We start from the raw sequence: 20,070 nt of genomic DNA on the forward strand, positions 1-20,070 counted from the left end.
CTACCAAATCGTTCGACTGAGCCGTACGCCGTTCTACGTACTGGAACGATAGGGGCTGGGGTGGGATCGGGTCAACCCGTTCGTGACCGCTCCCGTAGCGGCCGATGACACGGCGCGACCAGGCAGGACGTGCTGAACCGGTCCGGGTCAGAGGCCGCCACCGACGCGCAGGACGGCGCCGGTGGTGTAGGAGGCGTCCGGGCTCAACAGCCAGGCGACGGCGGCGGCGACCTCGTCGGGTTCGCCGGGGCGGCCCAGCGGAATGCGGGCGGCGGCGCGGTCGGGCCGGTCCGGTTGGCCGGACAGGGCGTGGATGTCGGTGCGGATGATGCCGGGGGCGACGGCGTTGACCCGGATGCCCCGGGGTGCGAGTTCCTTGGCCAGGCCAATGGTCAGGGCGTCGGTGGCGGCCTTGACGGCGGCGTAGTGCACGTACTCCCCGGGGCTGCCGAGGGTGGCGGCGACGGAGGAGATGTTGACGATGGCCGCGCCATCGGTCATCCGGTGCGCGGCCTGTTGGGCGCAGAGCACGTAGCCGACGAGGTTGACGTCGACGACCTCCCGCAGGTCGTCGACGCGCAGGTCGGTGAAGGGGCCGATCGGGCTGGTGATGCCGGCGTTGTTGACCAGCCCGGTGACGGGGCCGAGCGCGGCGGCGGCGTCGAACAGGGCGCTGACCTGGTCGGGGTCGCGGGTGTCGGCGGGTACGGCGACGACGCGTACGCCGGTGGCGCGCAGTTCGGTGGCGACGGCCTCGGCGGTGGCGTGGTCGCGGCGGTAGCCGAGGGCGAGATGGTGGCCGGCGGCGGCGAGGCGTCGGGCGGTGGCGGCCCCGATGCCACGGCTGCCGCCGGTGATGACGGTGACCGGTGGTGTCATTGACTGTCTCCCCTGTCCCGACCGGTGGCGGCGACGTTACCGTGACGGTCGATGCGGTGGGCAGCGTGATGTGGCGCAGCACACGACCGGGTGCATCACCGATTCGTGAGTCGATGCCGGCACCCGGCACCCGGCACCCGGCACCCGGCGGCCGGGTGGCCACGCGTGCGGCCCGGGCGTGGGGGCTGATCTTCGGGTTGTCGGCGGCGACTGGTATCAAGGCAGGCGATTGAACACGTGTACGAGGGAGAGGTCGTGTGATGGGTGCCGCTGACCAGGGTTTGTCCGATGACGAGGTTCGTGGCATCCGGGAGGCGCTGGCCGCGGGCCGTAAGCCGAAGGTGGTGTTCACGGCGGCGGCGGGTCAGATCGCCGGGCAGTTGGGTCAGGTCGTCGAGTTGACCGATCCGTCGGTGTCCGACGAGTTCGTGGTGGTGCGCTTCGGGCGCGACGAGTTGCCCTTCTCCCCCGCAGATGTGGCGATGGCGCCGCGAGGTGCGGGTCGCCGACCGGCCGAGTCGAAGGTGGAGGCTGCCCCGGCCGAGCCGGTGGCCGCGGAGCCGGAGTTCGTGTTGGACCAGGTGCCGCAGCCGCGTCGGGAGGAGCCGAAGGTGCGGGAGGAGTCGAAGGTGGAGGCAGCGGAGGCGAAGCCGGCCCGGCGGGCGGTGAAGGCGGCGAAGCCGAAGGGCCCGGCAGGGTTGACGGTGACGTTGGCGTACGCCGAGGGCGAGTGGACGGTGGCCGCCCAGCAGGGCGCGAAGGCGTTGGCGAAGCCGTACGTGGTGAAGCCGGCGGAGGCGCTGCGGATGGTGGCCCTGGTGGACGTGCCGGGGGTGCACGAGGCGGTGGAGCAGATCCTGGCGGCGGAACGCGCCGAGGCCGAACGGCAGGCGGAGAAGCTGCGGGCCGAGCTGGCCGAGATCGAGGCCCGGCTGGCGGAGTTGCGCGAGGCCAGCTGACCGGAGTCGGTGCCGTGGGGTCCGGGGTCGACGCCCCGGGCCCCACGCTCGTTTGTCAGAAGGAGTCGAGGGCCTGGGCGGGTGGGCCGGCGGCGAGCAGGTCCAGAGCGCCGGGGTCGGGTGTGCGGTGCTGCAGGAGGCCGGCTTCGGCGAGGGTGCGGGCGGTGGCGGTGGCCGTGTAGAGGCGGGCGAACCCCCGTACGGTCAGGTGCAGGTCGGTGTCGCTGCTGCTGCGGCGCAGCTGGGCCTGGCCGTCGGCGACGGTGAGCTGCCAGGTGCCGGTGTTCCAGTCGGCGAGTTCGTCGGTGAGGCTGAAGGTGACCTGTCCGCGGACGTGGGCGGGCCAGCCGCGGGCCTCGACGGCGCGGACGATGTCGACGGGACGGTGCATCCAGGTGTCGCGTTCGTGTTCGCTGGCGCGTTCGAGGGGCAGGTGCGCGCTGATCGCGTCGCCGGTCAGTGGCGTGAGCCGCACCGTGGGGGTGACGCTGTGCCAGCTGGCGAGGACGCCGATGAGGGCGCGGGCGGCGTCGGCGGTGGTGGCGAGGGCGTCCTCGACGGTCAGTACGGCGTCGGGGCCGTAGCCACGGCCACGGTTCCAGCCGGCGTAGCCGACCAGGGTGCCGTCGTGTTCGACGAGGGTGAGCCCGTCGTAGGGCAGTTCGTCGCCGGCGGCGAACCGGGGGTGGGTGCGGGTGAGCAGGCCGTTGCGGTGTGCGGCGACGCGGCGGTACAGGTCGACGGTGGCCGGCAGGTCGGCGGGGGTGCCGGCGCGTACGACGAGGTGCGGTGCCGGCCGGTGTCGGGGCAGCGCGGTGGTGGGCAGGTCGAGGGTGCGCAGGTGTCCCGTGACGTCCCAGCCGAGGGCGCGGTAGGGGCCGCTGGTGGTGGCGAAGAGGGTGCTGACGGCGGCGCCGCGTTCGTGGGCGCCCCGCAGCAGGGCGCGCAGCAGTGCTCGGGCGATGCCGGTGCCGCGTGCCTCGGGGGCGATGGCGACCCCGGCGACGTCGGCGGCGGGCACGGCCCGGCCGGTCCACCACTGCTCGTCGTGCAGGTCGACGGCCTTGCCGACAAGGGTGCCGGCCGGGTCGAGGGCGCCGTAGCTGGTGCGTCCGGCGGGTGCAGCGGCGGGCTGCGGGGGTGGCTGCGGGTCGGAGCCGAAGGTGAGTCGGCCCAACTGCCAGGCGGCGGGCAGGTCGTCTGCGGTGAGTTCGCGGATGGTCAGTTGCACGGCCTGACGATAGTGACGTCCGGTCAGCCGGTGCGGGTGCTCGGTTGGTGGCGGACCGGGAAGTTGACCGAGTTGGCGATGAAGCAGACGTGGTGGGCGCCGTCGTGCAGCGCGGTGGCGGCCTCGACGGTGTCCGGGTCGGCGACGGTGACCTCCGGGTGCAGGACGACCTCGGTGAAGCGTCCGCTGCCGGTGTTGTCGGTGGTCATGGTGCCGGTGGCGTGGTCGACGTAGTCGGTGACGACGATGCCGTTGTCGGCGCACAGGTGCAGGTAGGCGAGCATGTGGCACTGGGACAGGGCGGCGAGCAGGAGTTCTTCCGGGTTCCAGCGGGTCGGGTCGCCGCGGAAGGTGGGGTCGGAGCTGCCGGGGATGACCGGGTGACCGTCGGCGGTGACGTCGTGGTCGCGGCGGTAGTCGCGGTAGCCGCTGGTGCCGGTGCCGAGGTTGCCGGTCCAGGTGACGGTGGTGGCGTAGGTGTGGGTGTGCAGGCGCGGCATGGTCAGTCTCTCGGTTCCTGGTGGTGAGTGAGCAGGCGGCGCAGGAGGCGGACGAGTTCGTGGCGCTCGGTGGGGTCGAGGGGGGCGAGCAGGGTCTCCTGGGCGGCGTCGAGGGTGTGTTGCAGGTGGGTGAGTTCGCGGCGGCCGGCGGGGGTGATGTGGATGATGTTGCGCCGCCGGTCGGCCGGGTCCGGTTGGCGCTGGACGAGGTCGCGGTCGCCGAGGTCGTTGATGGTGGCGACGATGTCGCTGCGGTCGATGCCGCTGTGTCGGCTGAGGTCGGCCTGGCTGGCGGGGCCGGTGTCGGCGAGGGTGGCGAGGACGCGGTAGTGGTAGCCGCGGGCGTGGCGGGTGCCGAGCGCGGTGCTGACGATGCGGCTGGCGTGGGCGGCGGTCTGGGTGAGCAGCCAGCTGGGGGTGGTGCTCAGTTGGCTGGGTACGCCGGTGGGCTGCATGCCGTGGACTCTACCGCTAATCGTTGGTCGCACCCACGATCGGTGTTACGTTGGTCGGGCCAACATTGGCTGCGCCAACGAATGGAGTCGGTCATGTCCGTCACCCTCAACGGTCAGTTGCTCGGTCGTACCCACTACGCCACCCGGGCGGTGCTGGAGCGGGAGTTGACCGCGCTCGGGCTGACCTTCGCCCAGTCGTTGCTGCTCACCGCCGTCGCCGCCGCACACGGCCCGATCCCGGGCGACCAAGCCGTGCGGCGGCTGGTCGACGGACTGAAGGTCGACCTGGCGACCGCGCGCGGCGTACTGGCCGAACTGGTCGACGCGGCACTGGTGTCCGCCGACGCTGACCACGTCACGATCACCGAGCGGGGCCGGTCGGTCCAGAGCCGGGCGGCGGCCGCCGGTGCGGCGATCGGCGCCCGGCTCTGGACCGACCTGTCGGTTGACGACGTGGCCGCGACGGCGCGGGTGTTGGAGACGGTGCGGCAACGCGCCGAGGCGGCGCTGGCCGCGCACTGACCCCGGCGGTCAGTGCTGCGGGATGTGGGCGACGCCGATGCGCTTGCGGAACACCCAGTAGGTCCAGCCCTGGTAGGCCAGCACGATCGGGGTGAAGATCACCGCCACCCAGGTCATGATCTTCAGGGTGTAGGGGGTGGAGGCGGCGTTGACGGCGGTCAGCGTGCCGGCCGGGTCCAGCGTCGAGGGCAGCACGTTGGGGAACAGCGCGGCGAACAGGGTGGCCACGGCCAGCGCGATGGCCACCGCGGTGCCGGTGAAGGCCCAGCCTTCGCGGCGTACCTTGGCGGCGGCGAGACCACCGAGCAGGGCCAGCGCCGCGCCGACGGCGAAGACGACGGCGGCCGTGCTGGAGCGGATGGTCAGGGTCCAGCTGAGGAAGGCCACGGCGAGCACGGCGGTGCCGACCCCGAGGCGTACGGCCAGGGCGGCGGCGCGGTTCCGGATGTCGCCGACGGTCTTGAGGGCGATGAACACCGCGCCGTGCGTGAGGAACAGGGCCGCGGTGGTGGCGCCACCGAGCAGGGCGTACGGGTTGAGCAGGTTGAACAGGCCGCCGGCGTACTCGTGGTCGGCGGTCAGGGGTACGCCGCGCAGGATGTTGGCGAACGCGACGCCCCACAGGATGGCCGGGATGAGCGAGCCGAAGAAGATGGCGGCGTCCCAGCGTCGTTTCCAGGAGGCCTCCGGGCGCTTGTGGCGGTACTCGAAGGCGACCCCACGCACGATCAGGGCCAGCAGGATGAGCAGCAACGGCAGGTAGAAGCCGGAGAAGAGGGTGGCGTACCACTCGGGGAAGGCGGCGAACATGGCGCCGCCGGCGGTGATCAGCCAGACCTCGTTGCCGTCCCAGACCGGCCCGATCGTGTTGATCATGACGCGGCGTTCCCGGTCGTCACGGCCGAGTACGGGTAGCAGCATGCCGACGCCGAAGTCGAAGCCCTCGAGGATGAAGTAGCCGGTGAACAGCACGGCGACGAGGAGAAACCAGATGGTGGTCAGTTCCACGATGGGGCTCCGGGTCAGTAGGCGAAGGCGAGCGGGCGCTCGCTGTCGTCGGTGTCGTCGGGTTCGGGGTCGGGGGTGACGTCGGGCACCCCGGCCTTGGCGTAGCGCAGCAGGAGTTTGACCTCGACGACGGCGAGGACGGCGTAGATGAGGGTGAAGGCGGTGAAGCTGGTGAGGACCTCGGTGAGGGAGACGCTGCGCGACACGCCGTCACGGGTGAGCATCTCGCCGAAGACGATCCAGGGCTGGCGGCCCATCTCGGTGAAGATCCAGCCGAAGGAGTTGGCCAGCAGGGGCAGGATCGGCATGGCCAGGCCGGCGCGCAGCAGCCACTTGCTGTCGGGGGTGGTGCGGCCCTTGCGGTGGGTCCAGAGGACCAGCAGGGCGAGGGCGGCGGCGGCGAGCCCGAAGCCGATCATGAAGCGGAAGCTCCAGTAGGTGACCGGGATGATCGGGGTGTAGCTGCCGGCGCCGTACTGGGCGGTGTAGAGGGCCTGCAGGTCGTTGATGCCCTGCACGGTGCCGTTGGGGTCGCCGGTGCCGAGATACGACAGCAGGTAGGGGATCTTGATGGCGAACAGTTCACGGCTGCCGTCGAGGCTGCCGACGGTCAGTACGGAGAACGACGCGGGGCTCTCGGTCTGGTAGAGACCTTCGGCGGCGGCCATCTTCATCGGCTGCACCTGGGTCATGATCTTGCCCTGGATGTCGCCGGTGATGGAGACGGCGACGGCGGAGACGAGGGTGACCCAGGAGCCGAACTTCGCGGCGAAGCGGTACGCCGGGGTGTCCGCGCTGTCGCGGTTGCGGATCAGGTGCCACAGGGCGACGGCGACCAGCAGGCTTCCGGCGACCAGGAAGGAACCCGCGATGGTGTGCGGGAAGGTGATCAGGGCGACCTTGTTGGTCAGTACGGCGACGAAGTCGGTCAGTTCGGCACGGCCGGTCTCCGGGTTGAAGCGGTAGCCGACCGGGTTCTGCATGAACGAGTTGGCCGCGAGGATGAAGTAGGCCGACAGGTTGGTGCCGATCGCGGCGGCCCAGATGGTGGCCAGGTGCAGGCGCTTGGGCAGCCGGTCCCAGCCGAAGATCCACAGGCCGATGAAGGTGGATTCGAGGAAGAAGGCGACAAGGGCCTCGATGGCCAGCGGGGCACCGAAGATGTCACCGACGAAGCGGGAGTAGTCGCTCCAGTTCATGCCGAACTGGAATTCCTGCACGATGCCGGTGACCACACCCATCGCGAAGTTGATCAGGAACAGCTTGCCGAAGAACTTGGTGAGCTTGAGGTACTTCTCGTTACCGGTGCGGTGCCAGAGGGTCTGGAGGATGGCGACCAGGACGGAAAGCCCGATGGTCAGTGGAACAAAGAGAAAGTGGTAGACGGTGGTGACACCGAACTGCCAGCGGGCGACGTCCAACGCGTCCACCTGCGACCCCCCAGGCTGCTGCTCATACTACAAGACGTAGTAGATACTACCGCTCGTCGTACAGCAAAATGCAGAGTCGAGGGGCCCGAACGGGCCCGGGACCAATGACCCTGCTCACCTCTGCCGGAGGGCCCGCCGCGATCGGCCCGACCGCCGACGACGGCGCTGCCCGGTCAGCCGGGCGATGACCTGCGCAGGGGCTTCCGCCCCGAGCATCGGTACGTGGCCAGGGCATGCGACCATGCCCGCTGATGGACCTCGCGCACTCCCCCTGGCAAGCTCCGCTGATCTGGCGCGCCGCACAGGCGCTCGCCCGTGGCACGGTCGCGCTGCTGGCCCGGCTGGAGGTCACCGGCGACCTGCCCGCGTCGCTACGCGACAGGCCGCTGATCCTCGCCGCCAACCACATCAGCCCGTTCGACCCGATCGTCCTCACCGCCGCCTGCCGGCAGCGCCGGATCGCGCCCCGGATCATGGCCACCGGCGGGCTGTTCCGGGTACCGGTGATCGGCGCCGCCATGCGCGCCGCCGGGCACATCCGCGTCGACAGGGGTACCAGCGCAGTGCACCGCGCCCTGGACGACGCCGCCGCGGCGGTCGCCGCGGGTGCGGTGATCCTGGTCTACCCGGAGGGGCGCATCAGCCTGGACCCGGGCCTGTGGCCCGAACGCGGCAAGACCGGCACCGCCCGGCTCGCCCTGGCCTGCGGCGCCCCGGTCATCCCGGTCGCCCAGTGGGGCTCCCACGAGGTCCTCCCCTACCAGGCGCCCAAGGGGCTGCTCGGGGGCGTGGCCCGCGCGCTGCTGCGTCGCCCGACGATACGTGTGCACTTCGGTGAGCCGGTGCCGCTGGCCGACCTGACGCCGGGGCGCCCCGGCGTGGCCCGGCTGGCCACCGACCGGATCATCGACGCCCTCACCGACACCCTCGCCCCGTTGCGCCCGGACGAACCGGACCGGCCCCGGCACGTCGACCCGGGACGGCCGGTCGACACCAGCCGCTCCCACCGGCGACGCACCGCCGCCGACTGACCGACCCGGCCTGGCTCGGCCTGGCCTGGCTCGGCCCGGTCGGGTCGGGTCACGCGGTCAGGGTCGTCACGGCAGGGCTTCGCCGCGGGCGGTGAGCCACAGCTCGTACCACTGCTCGTGGGTGAGGGCGGGTTCGCGGCGTACCGCGTCGGCGCAGGCGTGGATGCGTTCGGGTCGGGAGGTGCCGATCACCGGCACGATCCGGACGGGGTGCCGCTGCAGCCACCACAGCAGGATGGTCTCCGGTGTGGTGCCGTGCTGCTCGGCGAGGGCCGCCACGTGCGCGGTGGTGGCGTGCTCGGCCGGGGTCTGGGCGGCACCGGTGAACCGTCCCCGGGCCAGTGGGCCCCAGGCCTGCACCCCGACCCGGTCGAGCAGGCCGTGCTCGACGGTGCCGAGGGGGAACCCGAGCGTGGCGGCGGGTCGGGTGTTGACCAGGACGCCGGCCTCCAACCAGTCGCGGTCGGCCAGGCTCATCTGCAACTGGTTGACGATCAGCGGCAGGTCCAGGTGCGCCTGGAGGTAGGCGATCTGCGCGGCGGCCATGTTCGACACGCCGAAGTACCGCACCAGGCCCTCCCGGTGCAGCGCGGTCAACGTCTCGGCGACGTCCTCCGGGTCGGCCAACGGATCTGGCCGGTGCAGCAGCAGCACGTCGATCACGTCGGTACGCAGCCGGGTCAGGCTCTGCTCGACGCTGTGCCGGATGTGGGTGCCGCGCAGGTCGTAGTAGCCGGGCCGGTCACCGTCGGGCAGGTGGATGCCGCACTTGGTCTGTAGCAGGATGCGCTCGCGCAGACCGGGCGTACGGGCCAGCACCTCACCGAAGACGGCCTCGGACTTGCCGTGGCGGTAGATGTCGGCGTGGTCGAAGGCGGTTATGCCGGCCGTCAGGGCGGCGTCGATGGCGGCCGCGGCGGCGTCGATCTCCGCGGGGCCGTAGGGTTGCCGGTCCCATCCCCCGCCCAACCCCATGCACCCGTAGATCAGCCGGTGGGTGCGGATGTCGGTCACGGTGCGGGACTGCTTCTCGATCATGGTGTGTGGATAGCACAACCGGTCCGCAGCTGCCCGGTGCGGGTGGCGGCCACGTCCCGGCCACCCGCAGGTCACCGGGGCCGGGCATACTGCGCTGCGTGCCACCCGGTTCCCGCTATCTCGACGGATCGACCCCGCTGGCGTTCGCGCACCGTGGCGGTGCCGCCGACGGCGACGAGAACACCACTGCGGCGTTCGCCCGTGCGATCGACCTCGGCTACCGGTACGTGGAGACCGACGTGCACGCCACCGCCGACGGTGTGGCCGTGGTGTTCCACGACGACACCCTGCAACGGGTCACCGGTGCGCCCGGCCGGGTGGCCGACCTGCGCTGGGCGGACCTGGCTGCGGTGCGCGTCGGTGGGGCCGCGGCGGTGCCCCGCCTCGACGAGGTGCTCGACGCCTGGCCGCAGGTGCGGTTCAACATCGACGTCAAGTCCGACCGGGCGGTGGCGCCGACGGTGGCCACGGTGACCCGGGCCGGTGCCGGCGACCGGGTACTGCTCGCCTCGTTCAGTGACACCCGGTTGAGCAAGCTGCGGGCGTTGACCGGCGAGCAGGTGGCGACCAGTCTCGGGGTCCGGGGGGTGGCGCGGCTGCGTTGGGCCTCGCTGACCGGGCGGCGACTGCGACTGCCGCCGTCGGTGGTGGCCGCACAGGTGCCGGTGCGCTACGGCCGGCTGCCGCTGGTCGACCGCCGGTTTCTGCGTACGGCCCATCGGTTGGGGTTGCAGGTGCACGTCTGGACGATCGACGAACCTACCGAGATGCACGAGTTACTTGATCTTGGTGTTGATGGCATCATGACCGACCACGTCGGCGTGCTGCGCGACGTCTACCGCAGCCGCGGCCACTGGGCCGCCTGAACAAACAGGGCAAAGGACCCCACATGGCCGAGACGGTGACCCCCGCCGCACAGGACGACACTCCTCCCCGCGCCAGCACCCGCCGCGAGCGCACCGGCTGGTACTTCTACGACTGGGCCAACTCGGCGTTCCAGACCACCGTCATCACGGTGTTCCTCGGGCCGTTCCTGACCAGCGTGGCCAAGGTCGCCGCCGGATGTGAACTGGGTGCCGAGTGCAACGGCTACGTGTACCCGCTGGGCATCAAGGTGGCGGCCGGGTCGTACTACCCGTACCTGATCTCGCTGTCGGTGCTGCTGACCGTCTTCGTGCTGCCGGTGATCGGGGCGATCGCCGACCGGTCGTTGCACAAGAAGCGGCTGCTGGCCGGCACCGCGTTCACCGGCGCCTTCGCCACCATCGGCATGATCTTCGTGACCGGGGACCGGTACCTGCTCGGCGGGGCGCTGTTCATGGTCGCCAACATCGCCTTCGGTGCGGCGATCGTGGTGTACAACTCGTTCCTGCCGCAGCTGGGTGGCCCGGACGAGCGCGACGGCATCTCCAGCCGGGGTTGGGCGCTGGGCTACCTCGGTGGTGGTCTGCTGCTGGCGTTGAACCTGGTCGCGGTGCAGTCGTTCGACAACGGCACCGCCGAGCGGACCCTGGATCTGGCCCGCTGGTCGATCGTCTCGGCGGGCCTGTGGTGGGCGGTGTTCACCCTGGTGCCGCTGCGCTGGCTGCGGGAACACCCCACCGCGGCGGCGTTGGCCGCCGGTGGCCGGGGCAACGTGCTCACCGACGGGTTCCGGCAGCTCGGCCGCACCCTGCGGGAGGTCAAGGCGTACCCGTTGACGTTGTTCTTCCTGCTCGCGTTCCTGGTCTACAACGACGGCATCCAGACCGTCATCACCCTGGCCAGCCAGTACGGCACCGAGGAGCTGCGGCTGGATCAGAGCACCCTGATCGTGACGATCCTGCTGGTGCAGTTCCTGGCCTTCGGTGGCGCGTTGGGCCTGGGCGCGTTGGCCGGGCGCATCGGCGCCTGGAAGACGGTGCTGCTGAGCCTGGTGCTGTGGACCGCGGTGATCGTCGGGGCGTTCCGGTTGCCGGCCGAGGCGCCGCTGCCGTTCATGCTGCTCGGCGCGGCCATCGGTCTGGTGCTCGGCGGCAGCCAGGCGTTGAGCCGCTCCCTGTTCAGCCAGCTGATCCCGGCCGGCAAGGAAGGCGAGTACTACGGCTTCTACGAGATCAGCGACAAGGGCACCAGCTGGCTCGGCCCACTGGCGTTCGGCCTGGTGTTCCAGCTCACCAACTCCTACCGGGTCGGTCTGGTCTCCCTGCTGATCTTCTTCGTGGTCGGGTTCGTGTTGCTGCTGGCGGTGCCGATGCGGCGGGCGATCGTCGCGGCCGGCAACACCCCGCCACGGGTGCTCTGAGGCACATCGCGGGCCCGGCCGTGATCGGCCGGGCCCCGCCGATCGGCTAGGCTGCCCGTCCGTGACGAGCCCCGCAGACGCCGTACCGACCTGTTTGTCCCGACCCACGTTGGACGGGTCGAGCGACACCCCGGCCGGGTGTGTCGCCGCCCGTGGCGTTGACGGGCGGCCCGCGCACGCCGCCGCGCTGCGGTTCTACTGGGGGCCGATGGACTGCGGCAAGTCGACGATGGCGCTGCAGATGAACTACAACCACGCCCGGCAGGGCCGGCGCGGACTGGTCACCACCCGCATCGACCGTTCGCTGGGTCCGCAGGTCACCACCCGCATCGGGCTGGCCCACGAGGCGATCGAGATCACCGACGAGGTGGACCTGCGGGCCCTGGTCCGCGACGCCTGGGCCGACGGGGTACGGGTGGACTACCTGATCTGCGACGAGGCCAGCTTCTACTCGGTGCAGCACGTGGAGCAGATGGCCGAACTGGTCGACAGCTACGACGTCGACGTGTACGCCTTCGGTCTGGCCACCGACTTCCGGTCCTGCCTGTTCCCCGCCGCCCAGCGGCTGTTCGAACTGGCCGACTCGGTGGCCCGCATCCAGGTCGAGGTGCTCTGCTGGTGCGGGCGTGAAGGGCTGCTCAACGCCCGGGTCGCCGGCGGGCGGGTGGTCCGCGAAGGCGAGCAGGTCGTCATCGGTGACACCGTCGACACCGCCGAAGTGCGCTACCAGGTGCTCTGCCGACGTCACCACCGCAACGGCGACCTGGGTCCCCGCATCACCGTCGACGCCTGACAGCCGTCCCCCGCCACCTGTCGCCTTCGGCGGATAACAAAACGATCACTGCTGCGAACCTTTCCCCGGGTCCCGCCCCTTCTGGTGCATGACGACACGTGAGCAGGGGCCCTCGGCGCCCCGCGAACCGGTGGGGGTACAGATCGAATGAGGTTCGCGTTGCGGCGTGCCCGAGGCACGAAAGGGCTGCTGCTGGCCGCCGCCGGGGCGGCGCTGGTGGCCACCGTCGCCCTCACCGGGCTGGCCGCGTACAACCGGGACGTGGTCGACTCGGGCACCCGTAACGTGCTCGCCGCGGCCACCCCGCAGGAACGGTCGGTGCTGATCCGGTCGGCGGCCGGGCGTACCGCCGACGCCCTGCGGGAACGCGACACCGCCCTACGCGAGCAGGTACGCGTCGACGTGGACGGGTTGGCCGCCCGGGTCACCTCCGCCGGGTACGCGGCCGGTCGGCAGTTGCGCGGCGATGCCGGTGACGCCACCGCCGACCGTACCGGCAGCATCTACGCCTCGGTGATGTTCCTCGACGACCTGCCGGAACACGCCCGGCTCACCGCGGGCGCCTGGCCGCAGGCCGGATCCGCGCGACCGGAAACCGTGTTGGCCGCCGCGGCGGCGGCGACGCTGCGGGTGGGGGTCGGTGACCGCATCCCGATCACCGACGGACTCACCGAACGGGTCACCGAGGTGACAGTGGTGGGGGTGTTCACGCCGGTGGACCCCGACGCCGCGTACTGGCGGCTCGCGCCGGAGACGGCGACCGGCTCGCTGCCGCAGGCGGCCACCTACGGCCCGATGATCGTGCACCGCGACGACTTCGTCACCCATTTCCTGGCCAACGCCTCCGCCGGCTGGCTTGTCGAACCTGACCTGTCCACGACCAGCACCACAAGCGAGTTGGACCGGTTGGCGCAGGTGGCCACCCGGATCGTCACCACCACCACGGCGCAGGCCGGCCTCGGGGACTCCGCGGTGGCCATCAGCGACCTCGCCAGCCTGGTGCCCCGGCTGCAGCAGGCCACCCTCGTCGGCCGGTCCGCGTTGGTCACTCCGATGCTGCTGGTGGTGGTCCTCGGCGGGTACGCGCTGCTGCTCGTCGCGGTCCTGCTCACCGAGCACCGCCGGGGTGAGACGGCGCTGCTGCGCGCCCGAGGCGCCAGCCGATGGCAACTGGCCGGGCTGACCGCCCGCGAGGCCACCCTGGTCGTCCTGCCCGCCGCCGTCCTGGCCCCGCTGCTCGTCACCGAACTGCTCGGCCTGGCCGGGCACATACCCGGGCTCGCCGCGGTGTCGCTGCGCCCGGACGCGTCACTGGACGCGATGATCTGGCTGGTCGCCGGGGCCGCAGCCGCCGGTTGTGCGCTGGCGATGATCGGGCCGAGCCTGCGCCGGGGCGGCAGTTACGTCGCCGACCTGGCCAGCCGTTCCCGGCCGAGCCGCCGCGGCATGGTGCAACGGGCCGGACTCGACGTGCTGCTTGTCGGTCTGGCCCTGCTGGCGTGGTACCAGCTGAGCCGGTACTCCTCGCCGCTGTCGCGCAGCCGGGGCGGCGAGTTGGGCATCGACCCGCTGCTGGCCGCCGCACCCACGCTCGGGGTGCTGGCCGGGGCGGTGCTCGCCCTGCGGCTGCTGCCCCCGCTGGTCCGGCTCGCGGAACGCTGGGTGGACCGCAGGCCGTGGACCGCCACCATGCTCGGCACCTGGCAGGCCGGTCGGCGACCGCACGCCGGTCCGGTGCTGCTGCTCGCCCTCGCCGTCGCGGTCGGCACCCTCGCCTGGTCACTGGCGAGTACGTCCCGACAGTCCCTCGACGACCAGGCTGCCCACCAGGTCGGGGCCGACCTGCGGCTGACCGAGACCGACGGGTCGGCACCCGACGACCGGGCCGACCGGCTCGCCGAGCTGCCGGGTACGACGGCGGTCCTGGCCGGCTGGCGGGACCGCCTGCGGGTCGGGCCGGACCTGCAACCGCTCACCGTGCTGGCCTGGGACGCCGAGAACGCCGGCGAGGTGGTGCGGATCCGTCCCGACCTGGCCGACGGCTCGGCCGACAAGCTGTTCGACGGCCTCACCGCCGGGCGTGTGACGGCACCGGAGACCCCGCTTCCGGCGGGCACCCGACGGCTGACCGGACAACTTCGGACCAAGATCGATCACCCGTTCGGTGTCGTCACCCCGGTACGCCACCACGCGGTGCTCGCCGGGCCGGGGAACGGATACCGGCGGTTGCTGCTCGGCGTCACCGGCAACGGCGAGCGGCTGCCCTTCTCCGTCGAACTGCCGGCCGCAGAGACGCCCTGGCGACTGGTCGGCTTCACCGTCGAGACGGCCGGCAGCGACCGGATCACCATCGACTGGCAGCTGTCCGACCTGCGGGCCAGCCGGGACGCCTCCCGTGGGGAACCGGTCGACCTGGCGGCCGACGGGCCGTGGCGGATGGTCGACCCGTCCGGTCCGGTGGCCGCGCCGAGGGCCACCGGGAGCACCCTGAAGGTCAGCTACGTGGGAAACCAGGGGGCGGATCTCTACGCGCGAAGCAAGACGCTGCGGCTGGGCATCTCCCGACCCGCGGCCGGCGGTCTGGTGCCGGCGGTGGCCACACCGCAGGCCCTCGCCGCACTACGGCGCGACATCGGCACGCAGACCCAGTTGTTCCTCGGCGGCGCCGACGTCGACCTGACCATGGTCGACACGATGGTCGCGGTGCCCGGCGACACCGACGACGCCGCGCTGCTGGTCGACCTGCCGTCGCTGGCCACCCGACTCTTCCACGACTACGGCATCGTCCGCCCGCCGGAGGAGTGGTGGCTGGCCACCCGGCCCGGTCAGGCGGAACAGGCGGCGAACGCGGCCGCCGCGCTCGACGGCCTGACCGTGCTGAACCGGGAGAAGGTCGCCGACGACCTGGCCCGCGACCCGTTCGGGGTGGGTGCCCGAGGTGCGCTGTTCGCCGCCGCCCTCGCCGCGGTGCTGCTGGCCGCCGTCGGGGTGGCGGTGGACGTCAGCGCCACCGCCCGTCGACGGGCCACCGAGTTGGCCGTGCTGCACACCCTCGGCGCCGGACATCGCCTGGTCGCCCGGTCGCTGCTGGCCGAGCAGGCGTTCCTGGCCGGGGTGGGTGTGCTGGTCGGCCTGGCGGTGGGGGTCGGGGTCGCCGCGACGATGGCACCCCTGGTCATCCTCACCCCGTCCGCCGAACGACCTCATCCACCGCCGTTGTTGAGCGTCGACTGGCCACCGGTGGTCGCCACCGGCGCGGGCCTGCTGCTGTTGGCGCTGACCTTCAGCGCCGCGGTCTCGGTGACCATGCGGAACCGCCTGACCGCCACCCAACTGCGCATCGGGGAGGACCGATGAGCATCAGCCCCGCAGTCGCGAACGAAAGGCACGGCACCGTGAGCGCGAGGAGTGAGCTTGCGAGCCCCGCAGTCGCGAACGAAAGGCACGGCACCGTGAGCGCGAGGAGTGAGCTTGCGAGCCCCGCAGTCGCGAACGAAAGGCACGGCACCGTGAGCGCGAGGAGTGAGCTTGCGAGCCCCGCAGTCGCGAACGAAAGGCACGACAAGTGGTGAGGCGGATCGGGGCGTACGGCGCCCAGGTGGGGCTGTTGGCGGTGCTGGGGTTGGTGGCGGCGGTGCTGCTGACCGCGATGCCCCGCTTGGCCAACGAGTACGCCGACCGTAGTCTGCACGCCGATGTGGCCCGGCTGCCGCACCTGGTCCGTGACGTGGCGCTCGCCGTCGAGCAGCGCCCCGACCAGCAGCGTTCCGACGAGGCGAAGCCGGCTGCGGCGGGTGAGGCCAGCCTGGAGCGGTTCGCCGCGGCGTTGCCGCAGCCGCTGCCCGCGCTTGTGGATCGCCGGTGGTACGCCGCCGTGCTGGACGAGCAGAACCTGTCCGCCACCGGTGACGATCCGCCGATGGACGGCGGGGCGACCAAGAAGATCGGCCTGCGTGCACAGACCGGCCTGCAGGATTCGGCGGTGCTCACCGCCGGTCGCTGGCCGGACACCAAGACCGGCGGGTCGGCTGAGGTGGCGGTGTCCACGGCGGTGGCCGAGATCCTGTCGCTGCGTCCCGGCAGCCGGCTGCGCTTCACCGGCGCCAGTGCGGCGAATCAGGCGTCGGCGCAGGTCGTCGGCGTGTTCAACCCGCGCGATGCCGGCGATCCGATCTGGGACGACCTGACGTTGGGCCTGAACCCGATCGTGCCGGTCGCCGACGGTGAGCCCTACCTCGCCATGGCGGTCACCGACTGGGCCGGGATCGACACCGTGGTCGCCGGCAGCGGTGTGCCGGTCAGCTACCAGTGGCGGTACCGCCTCGACGAGCGGCGACTGGACACCGCCACCCTGGAGACGGTGGTCACGGCCATCGGCGACACCCGGCGCACCGAATGGCTGCCCCGCTCGACGGTGCACACGTCGCTGGACGTCGCGCTGGTCCGGTTCGGCGACCAGTTGCGGGCGGTGCAGGCCCTGCTGGCCATCGCGCAGACCGGCCTGGTCGCCAGCCTGCTCGGGCTGATCCTGTTGGCCGCCCGCCTGACCGTGCAACGCCGCCGCGACGAGTTGGCGTTGCTGCGCGCCCGAGGCGCCTCGCTGGCCGCGATCGGACGGCGAACGCTCGTCGAGGCGGTGCCGGTGCAACCGGTCGCGGTGCTGCTCGGGTGGCTGATCGCCACCCGGGTGCCGGGCCGATCGGAGGGGACGCCGTGGGGGGTGGTGCTGCTGGCGGTGCTCACCACCGCCGTGGTGCCGGTGCTGGCCATGCTGTCGCAGCGGCGGGCCGCGCTGACCGCCGGGCGGGTCGACCTGGTCCGGCAGCGCCCGTCCGTACGCCGGTTGGTGCTGGAGGCCGGCGTGCTGGTGCTCGCCGGTCTGGGTGTGGTGCTGCTGCGTCGCCGTGGCCTCGACCCGGCCGGCGGTGTCGACGCGTACCTCAGCTCGGTGCCGGTGCTGGTCGCGGTCGCCGCCGCGCTTGTGGCGATCCGGCTGCTGCCGTGGCCGCTGCGACTGGTCGGTCGGCTGACCGGCCGGACCCGGGGCGCGCCGTTGTTCCTCGGTGTGGCGCGGGCCGGTCGGGGCGCGCCGGTGGCGTTGGGGCCGTTGGCGGTGTTGATCGTCGCGGTCAGCACCGGCGTGTTCGGTGGGGTCGTCACGACCACTGTGGCCGCCGCCCGGGATCGGGCCGCGACGCTTACGGTGCCGGCCGACGCCTGGCTGACCGGGTGGGCCTTCTCCCCGGACGCGGCGGACGAGCTGAACCGGGTGCCCGGGGTGCAGGCGGTGGCCCGTGCGTCGGTGGAGTCCAGCCGGCGGCTGCTGTCCGAGGCCGGGCCGCAGGCGAGGGCGCTCGGGCAGGCGCGGGTGCTGGTGGTCGACGCCCCGGCCTTCGCCGAGGTGGTGGCCCGCAGCGGAGTCGACGTGCAGGTGCCCGCCGCGTTGCGGTCCGCGGCCCGCGGTGACGGGCCGGTACCCGCGGTGGTGTCGCCGACGTTGGCGGCGGAACTCGGCGAAGCCACCGCGGTGGCCGATGTGCAGAGCCGGTGGTACGAGTTCCGCGTCGCCGCGGTCGCCGACAGCTTCCCCGGTGTGGGGTTGGGGGTCGACCGGTTCGTGGTGCTGCCGTGGCAGGCGCTGCCGGAGTACGAGTTCACCCCGATCATTCCGAACCGGTATCTGATCGCCGGCGACGGTGTCGACGAGGCGAAGCTGCTGGAGGTGGCCGACGCCACGCAGCGTCGCCGGCAGTCCGAGGTGCTCGGCAGGGAGGTGACCCGGACGCAGATGCCGGCGACGTTGGAGACCCGGCAGGCGTACCGGGAGGGGTTGGAGCGTACCGGGGCCAACGAGGTGTTGACCTTGGCTTTCGCCGCGGGTGCGGCCGGCGGCGCGGCACTCGCCGTGCTCGCTGTCGGGTTCGCGGTGGTGGCCGACGCGGCCGGCCGGGGCCGGATGCTGTCGCGGCTGCGCACGATGGGCCTGTCCGCCGCGCACGGCCGCCGGCTGCTGGTGTACGAGCTGGTGCCGCTGGTGGTGGTCGCGGCGGTGACCGGTGCGGCAGTGGGGATCGCCCTGCCCCGGCTGCTCGGCTCGACTCTCGGGTTGTCACAGTTCGCGCCCGGTGTGCCGATGCGCGATCACCTGGACCCGTTGGTCGTGGGCGGGGTGCTGGCGCTGGTGTTGCTCGGGCTGCTGGCCGGCCTGTTGGTGGAGAACCTGGTGAACCGACGGATGCGTCTCGGTGAGGCGCTGCGTCTCGGAGAGGGGAACGCATGACCGTGGTCAAGGACGCGCCGGACCTCGCGACGCTGCAACGGCGCGCGGCGGAACGGGCCGCCGCCCGGGCCGGCGGCGCGGACCGGTTGCGTGGGCACATCGTCTGCGACGGGCTGGTGCGCATCTTCACCAGCGAGGGGGTGGAGGTCGTCGCCCTGCAGGGCCTGGACCTGGTGGTCGACCGGGGTGAGCTGGTGGCCATCGTGGGGGCATCGGGTTCGGGCAAGTCGACGGTGCTCAACATCCTGTCCGGGTTGGACACCCCGACCGCGGGGATCGCCCGGGTGGCCGGCTACGACCTGTTGACGATGTCGGCGCGGAAGCGGTTGCGGTACCGGCGGCACACGGTCGGGTTCGTGTGGCAGCAGACCGGGCGCAACCTGCTGCCCTATCTGACCGCCCGGGAGAACGTCGAGTTGCCGATGCGGCTGGCCGGCCGGGGCGGCCGGGCCGGGCGGCGGCGGGCGACGGAGCTGCTGGAGATGGTCGGGGTCGGCTACTGCGCGGATCGCCGGCCGGGGCAGATGAGCGGCGGCGAGCAGCAGCGGTGCGCGGTCGCGGTGGCGGTGGCCAACGACCCCGAGGTGCTCTTCGCCGACGAGCCGACAGGTGAGCTGGACGAGGCCACCGCCGCCGAGGTGTTCGGCGCGTTGCGGGCCATCAACGCGGAGCTGGGGGTCACCGTCGTGGTGGTCACCCATGATCCGCAGGTGGCCTCGCAGGTGCGGCGCACCATCGCGATCCGCGACGGCCGGACCGCCTCCGAGGTGCACCGCACCGCGCGCGTCGGCGCCGACGGCGTCGAGGAACTGGTCACCGAGGAGTACGCGGTGCTCGACCGGGCCGGTCGGATGCAGTTGCCCGCCGGTTTCGTCGACGCGTTGGCGTTGCGGGACCGGGTGAAGCTGACCCTGGAGCCGGATCACGTGCAGGTCCGCTCCGGCGAGGAGAGGAAGACGGTGTGAGCGAGGATCTGGTCCGGGTGCAGGGCCTGTGCCGCGACTACGGCAGCGGCGACCGGGTGGTGCACGCGCTGCGGGACGTGTCGCTGCGCGCCGGACGCGGTGAACTGGTGGCGGTGCGGGGCCGTTCGGGTGCGGGCAAGACCACCCTGTTGAACCTGATCGGTGGTCTGGACCGGCCCACCGCGGGCCGGGTGTGGGTGGCCGGTCACGAGGTGACCGCGGCCGGCGAGCGGGACCTGCTGCGGCTGCGGCGCGACGACATCGGGTTCGTGTTCCAGTCGTTCGGGTTGATCCCGATCCTGTCGGCGGCGGAGAACGTCGGGGTGCCGATGCGGTTGGCGAAGGTGCCGGCGGCGCAGCGCGAGGAACGGGTGTCGGTGCTGCTGGAGCTGGTCGGGTTGGGTGGTCACGCGGCGCAGCGGCCGTACGAGATGTCCGGTGGGCAGCAGCAGCGGGTGGCGATCGCCCGGGCACTGGCCAACGACCCGGCATTGCTGATCGCCGACGAACCGACCGGTCAGCTGGATTCGGAGACCGGTCGGGCGGTGATGGACCTGTTGCGGGCGTTGGTGCACGCCCGTGGGATGACCGCGCTGGTGGCCACGCACGATCCGACGTTGATGGAGTTGGCCGACCGGGTGCTGGTGCTGCGCGACGGTCGGCTGGTCGAGTCGTCCGAGCCGGTCGGTGTGTGA

General features: G+C 72.1%; 17 protein-coding genes. 10 read left to right on the forward strand and 7 right to left on the reverse strand.

What is annotated here, in order from left to right:
* Window positions 1-147 precede the first annotated feature (147 nt).
* Window positions 148-879, reverse strand: coding sequence for an SDR family oxidoreductase (locus C1A38_RS01800; RefSeq protein ID WP_102656086.1), 732 nt, complete (start codon window positions 877-879; stop codon window positions 148-150).
* Window positions 880-1,139: 260 nt separating this feature from the next.
* Between C1A38_RS01800 and C1A38_RS01805 the strand changes: the two genes are divergently transcribed.
* Window positions 1,140-1,838 carry a hypothetical protein gene (locus C1A38_RS01805; protein ID WP_102656087.1) on the forward strand — a complete coding sequence of 233 codons (699 nt, stop codon included), beginning with the start codon at window positions 1,140-1,142 and terminating at the stop codon, window positions 1,836-1,838.
* 55 nt (window positions 1,839-1,893) lie between these two features.
* On the opposite strand, the gene C1A38_RS01810 is transcribed toward C1A38_RS01805, so the two are convergent.
* From C1A38_RS01810 to C1A38_RS01820, 3 genes are read right to left on the reverse strand one after another with little or no spacing between them, the layout of a single operon-like run.
* Window positions 1,894-3,063, reverse strand: coding sequence for a GNAT family N-acetyltransferase (locus C1A38_RS01810; protein ID WP_102656155.1), 1,170 nt, complete (start codon window positions 3,061-3,063; stop codon window positions 1,894-1,896).
* Between the two features lie 29 nt (window positions 3,064-3,092).
* Window positions 3,093-3,569, reverse strand: coding sequence for an OsmC family protein (locus tag C1A38_RS01815; RefSeq protein WP_102656088.1), 477 nt, complete (start codon window positions 3,567-3,569; stop codon window positions 3,093-3,095).
* Window positions 3,570-3,571: 2 nt separating this feature from the next.
* A complete protein-coding gene (locus C1A38_RS01820) occupies window positions 3,572-4,024 on the reverse strand; it encodes a MarR family winged helix-turn-helix transcriptional regulator (protein WP_102656089.1) in 453 nt (150 codons plus the stop codon).
* Window positions 4,025-4,117: 93 nt separating this feature from the next.
* On the opposite strand from C1A38_RS01820, the gene C1A38_RS01825 reads away from it, so the two are divergent.
* The gene (locus C1A38_RS01825; RefSeq protein ID WP_146017405.1) at window positions 4,118-4,546 is read left to right on the forward strand and encodes a winged helix DNA-binding protein; all 429 of its coding nucleotides are present in this window, start codon (window positions 4,118-4,120) and stop codon (window positions 4,544-4,546) included.
* A gap of 9 nt (window positions 4,547-4,555) precedes the next feature.
* On the opposite strand, the gene cydB is transcribed toward C1A38_RS01825, so the two are convergent.
* Together cydB and C1A38_RS01835 are read right to left on the reverse strand one after the other, a co-directional pair.
* Window positions 4,556-5,554, reverse strand: coding sequence for a cytochrome d ubiquinol oxidase subunit II (gene cydB, locus C1A38_RS01830; RefSeq protein ID WP_102656091.1), 999 nt, complete (start codon window positions 5,552-5,554; stop codon window positions 4,556-4,558).
* 14 nt (window positions 5,555-5,568) lie between these two features.
* The gene (locus C1A38_RS01835; protein ID WP_102656092.1) at window positions 5,569-6,984 is read right to left on the reverse strand and encodes a cytochrome ubiquinol oxidase subunit I; all 1,416 of its coding nucleotides are present in this window, start codon (window positions 6,982-6,984) and stop codon (window positions 5,569-5,571) included.
* Between the two features lie 251 nt (window positions 6,985-7,235).
* Here C1A38_RS01835 and C1A38_RS01840 point away from each other — a divergent pair, with 251 nt between their 5' ends.
* A complete protein-coding gene (locus C1A38_RS01840) occupies window positions 7,236-8,015 on the forward strand; it encodes a lysophospholipid acyltransferase family protein (protein ID WP_102656093.1) in 780 nt (259 codons plus the stop codon).
* A 66-nt stretch (window positions 8,016-8,081) separates the two neighbouring features.
* On the opposite strand, the gene C1A38_RS01845 is transcribed toward C1A38_RS01840, so the two are convergent.
* Window positions 8,082-9,053 carry an aldo/keto reductase gene (locus tag C1A38_RS01845; protein WP_199180046.1) on the reverse strand — a complete coding sequence of 324 codons (972 nt, stop codon included), beginning with the start codon at window positions 9,051-9,053 and terminating at the stop codon, window positions 8,082-8,084.
* A gap of 98 nt (window positions 9,054-9,151) precedes the next feature.
* Between C1A38_RS01845 and C1A38_RS01850 the strand changes: the two genes are divergently transcribed.
* The 7 genes from C1A38_RS01850 to C1A38_RS01880 all read left to right on the forward strand — a co-directional run bounded on the left by C1A38_RS01850 (window position 9,152) and on the right by C1A38_RS01880 (window position 20,070).
* Window positions 9,152-9,919: a glycerophosphodiester phosphodiesterase family protein gene (locus tag C1A38_RS01850; RefSeq protein WP_102656094.1), complete on the forward strand. Its 768-nt coding sequence runs from the start codon at window positions 9,152-9,154 to the stop codon at window positions 9,917-9,919.
* Window positions 9,920-9,942: 23 nt separating this feature from the next.
* A complete protein-coding gene (locus tag C1A38_RS01855) occupies window positions 9,943-11,337 on the forward strand; it encodes an MFS transporter (protein ID WP_102656095.1) in 1,395 nt (464 codons plus the stop codon).
* A gap of 61 nt (window positions 11,338-11,398) precedes the next feature.
* Window positions 11,399-12,130, forward strand: a complete 732-nt coding sequence (locus tag C1A38_RS01860) for a thymidine kinase (RefSeq protein ID WP_373306923.1) — start codon at window positions 11,399-11,401, stop codon at window positions 12,128-12,130.
* A gap of 147 nt (window positions 12,131-12,277) precedes the next feature.
* The gene (locus C1A38_RS01865) at window positions 12,278-15,487 is read left to right on the forward strand and encodes an FtsX-like permease family protein (protein ID WP_102656097.1); all 3,210 of its coding nucleotides are present in this window, start codon (window positions 12,278-12,280) and stop codon (window positions 15,485-15,487) included.
* A gap of 208 nt (window positions 15,488-15,695) precedes the next feature.
* Window positions 15,696-18,410 (forward strand): ABC transporter permease, encoded by a 2,715-nt coding sequence (locus C1A38_RS01870; protein ID WP_102656098.1) that lies wholly within the window; start codon window positions 15,696-15,698, stop codon window positions 18,408-18,410.
* Window positions 18,407-19,375 (forward strand): ABC transporter ATP-binding protein, encoded by a 969-nt coding sequence (locus C1A38_RS01875; RefSeq protein ID WP_102656099.1) that lies wholly within the window; start codon window positions 18,407-18,409, stop codon window positions 19,373-19,375. The genes C1A38_RS01870 and C1A38_RS01875 overlap by 4 nt, the downstream gene beginning before the upstream one ends.
* Window positions 19,372-20,070, forward strand: a complete 699-nt coding sequence (locus C1A38_RS01880) for an ABC transporter ATP-binding protein (protein WP_013733860.1) — start codon at window positions 19,372-19,374, stop codon at window positions 20,068-20,070. Before C1A38_RS01875 ends, C1A38_RS01880 begins: the two co-directional genes overlap by 4 nt.

Origin of the sequence: Verrucosispora sp. ts21 (genome assembly GCF_002879555.1) — a bacterium.
GTDB classification, from domain to species: Bacteria; Actinomycetota; Actinomycetes; order Mycobacteriales; family Micromonosporaceae; genus Micromonospora; species Micromonospora gifhornensis.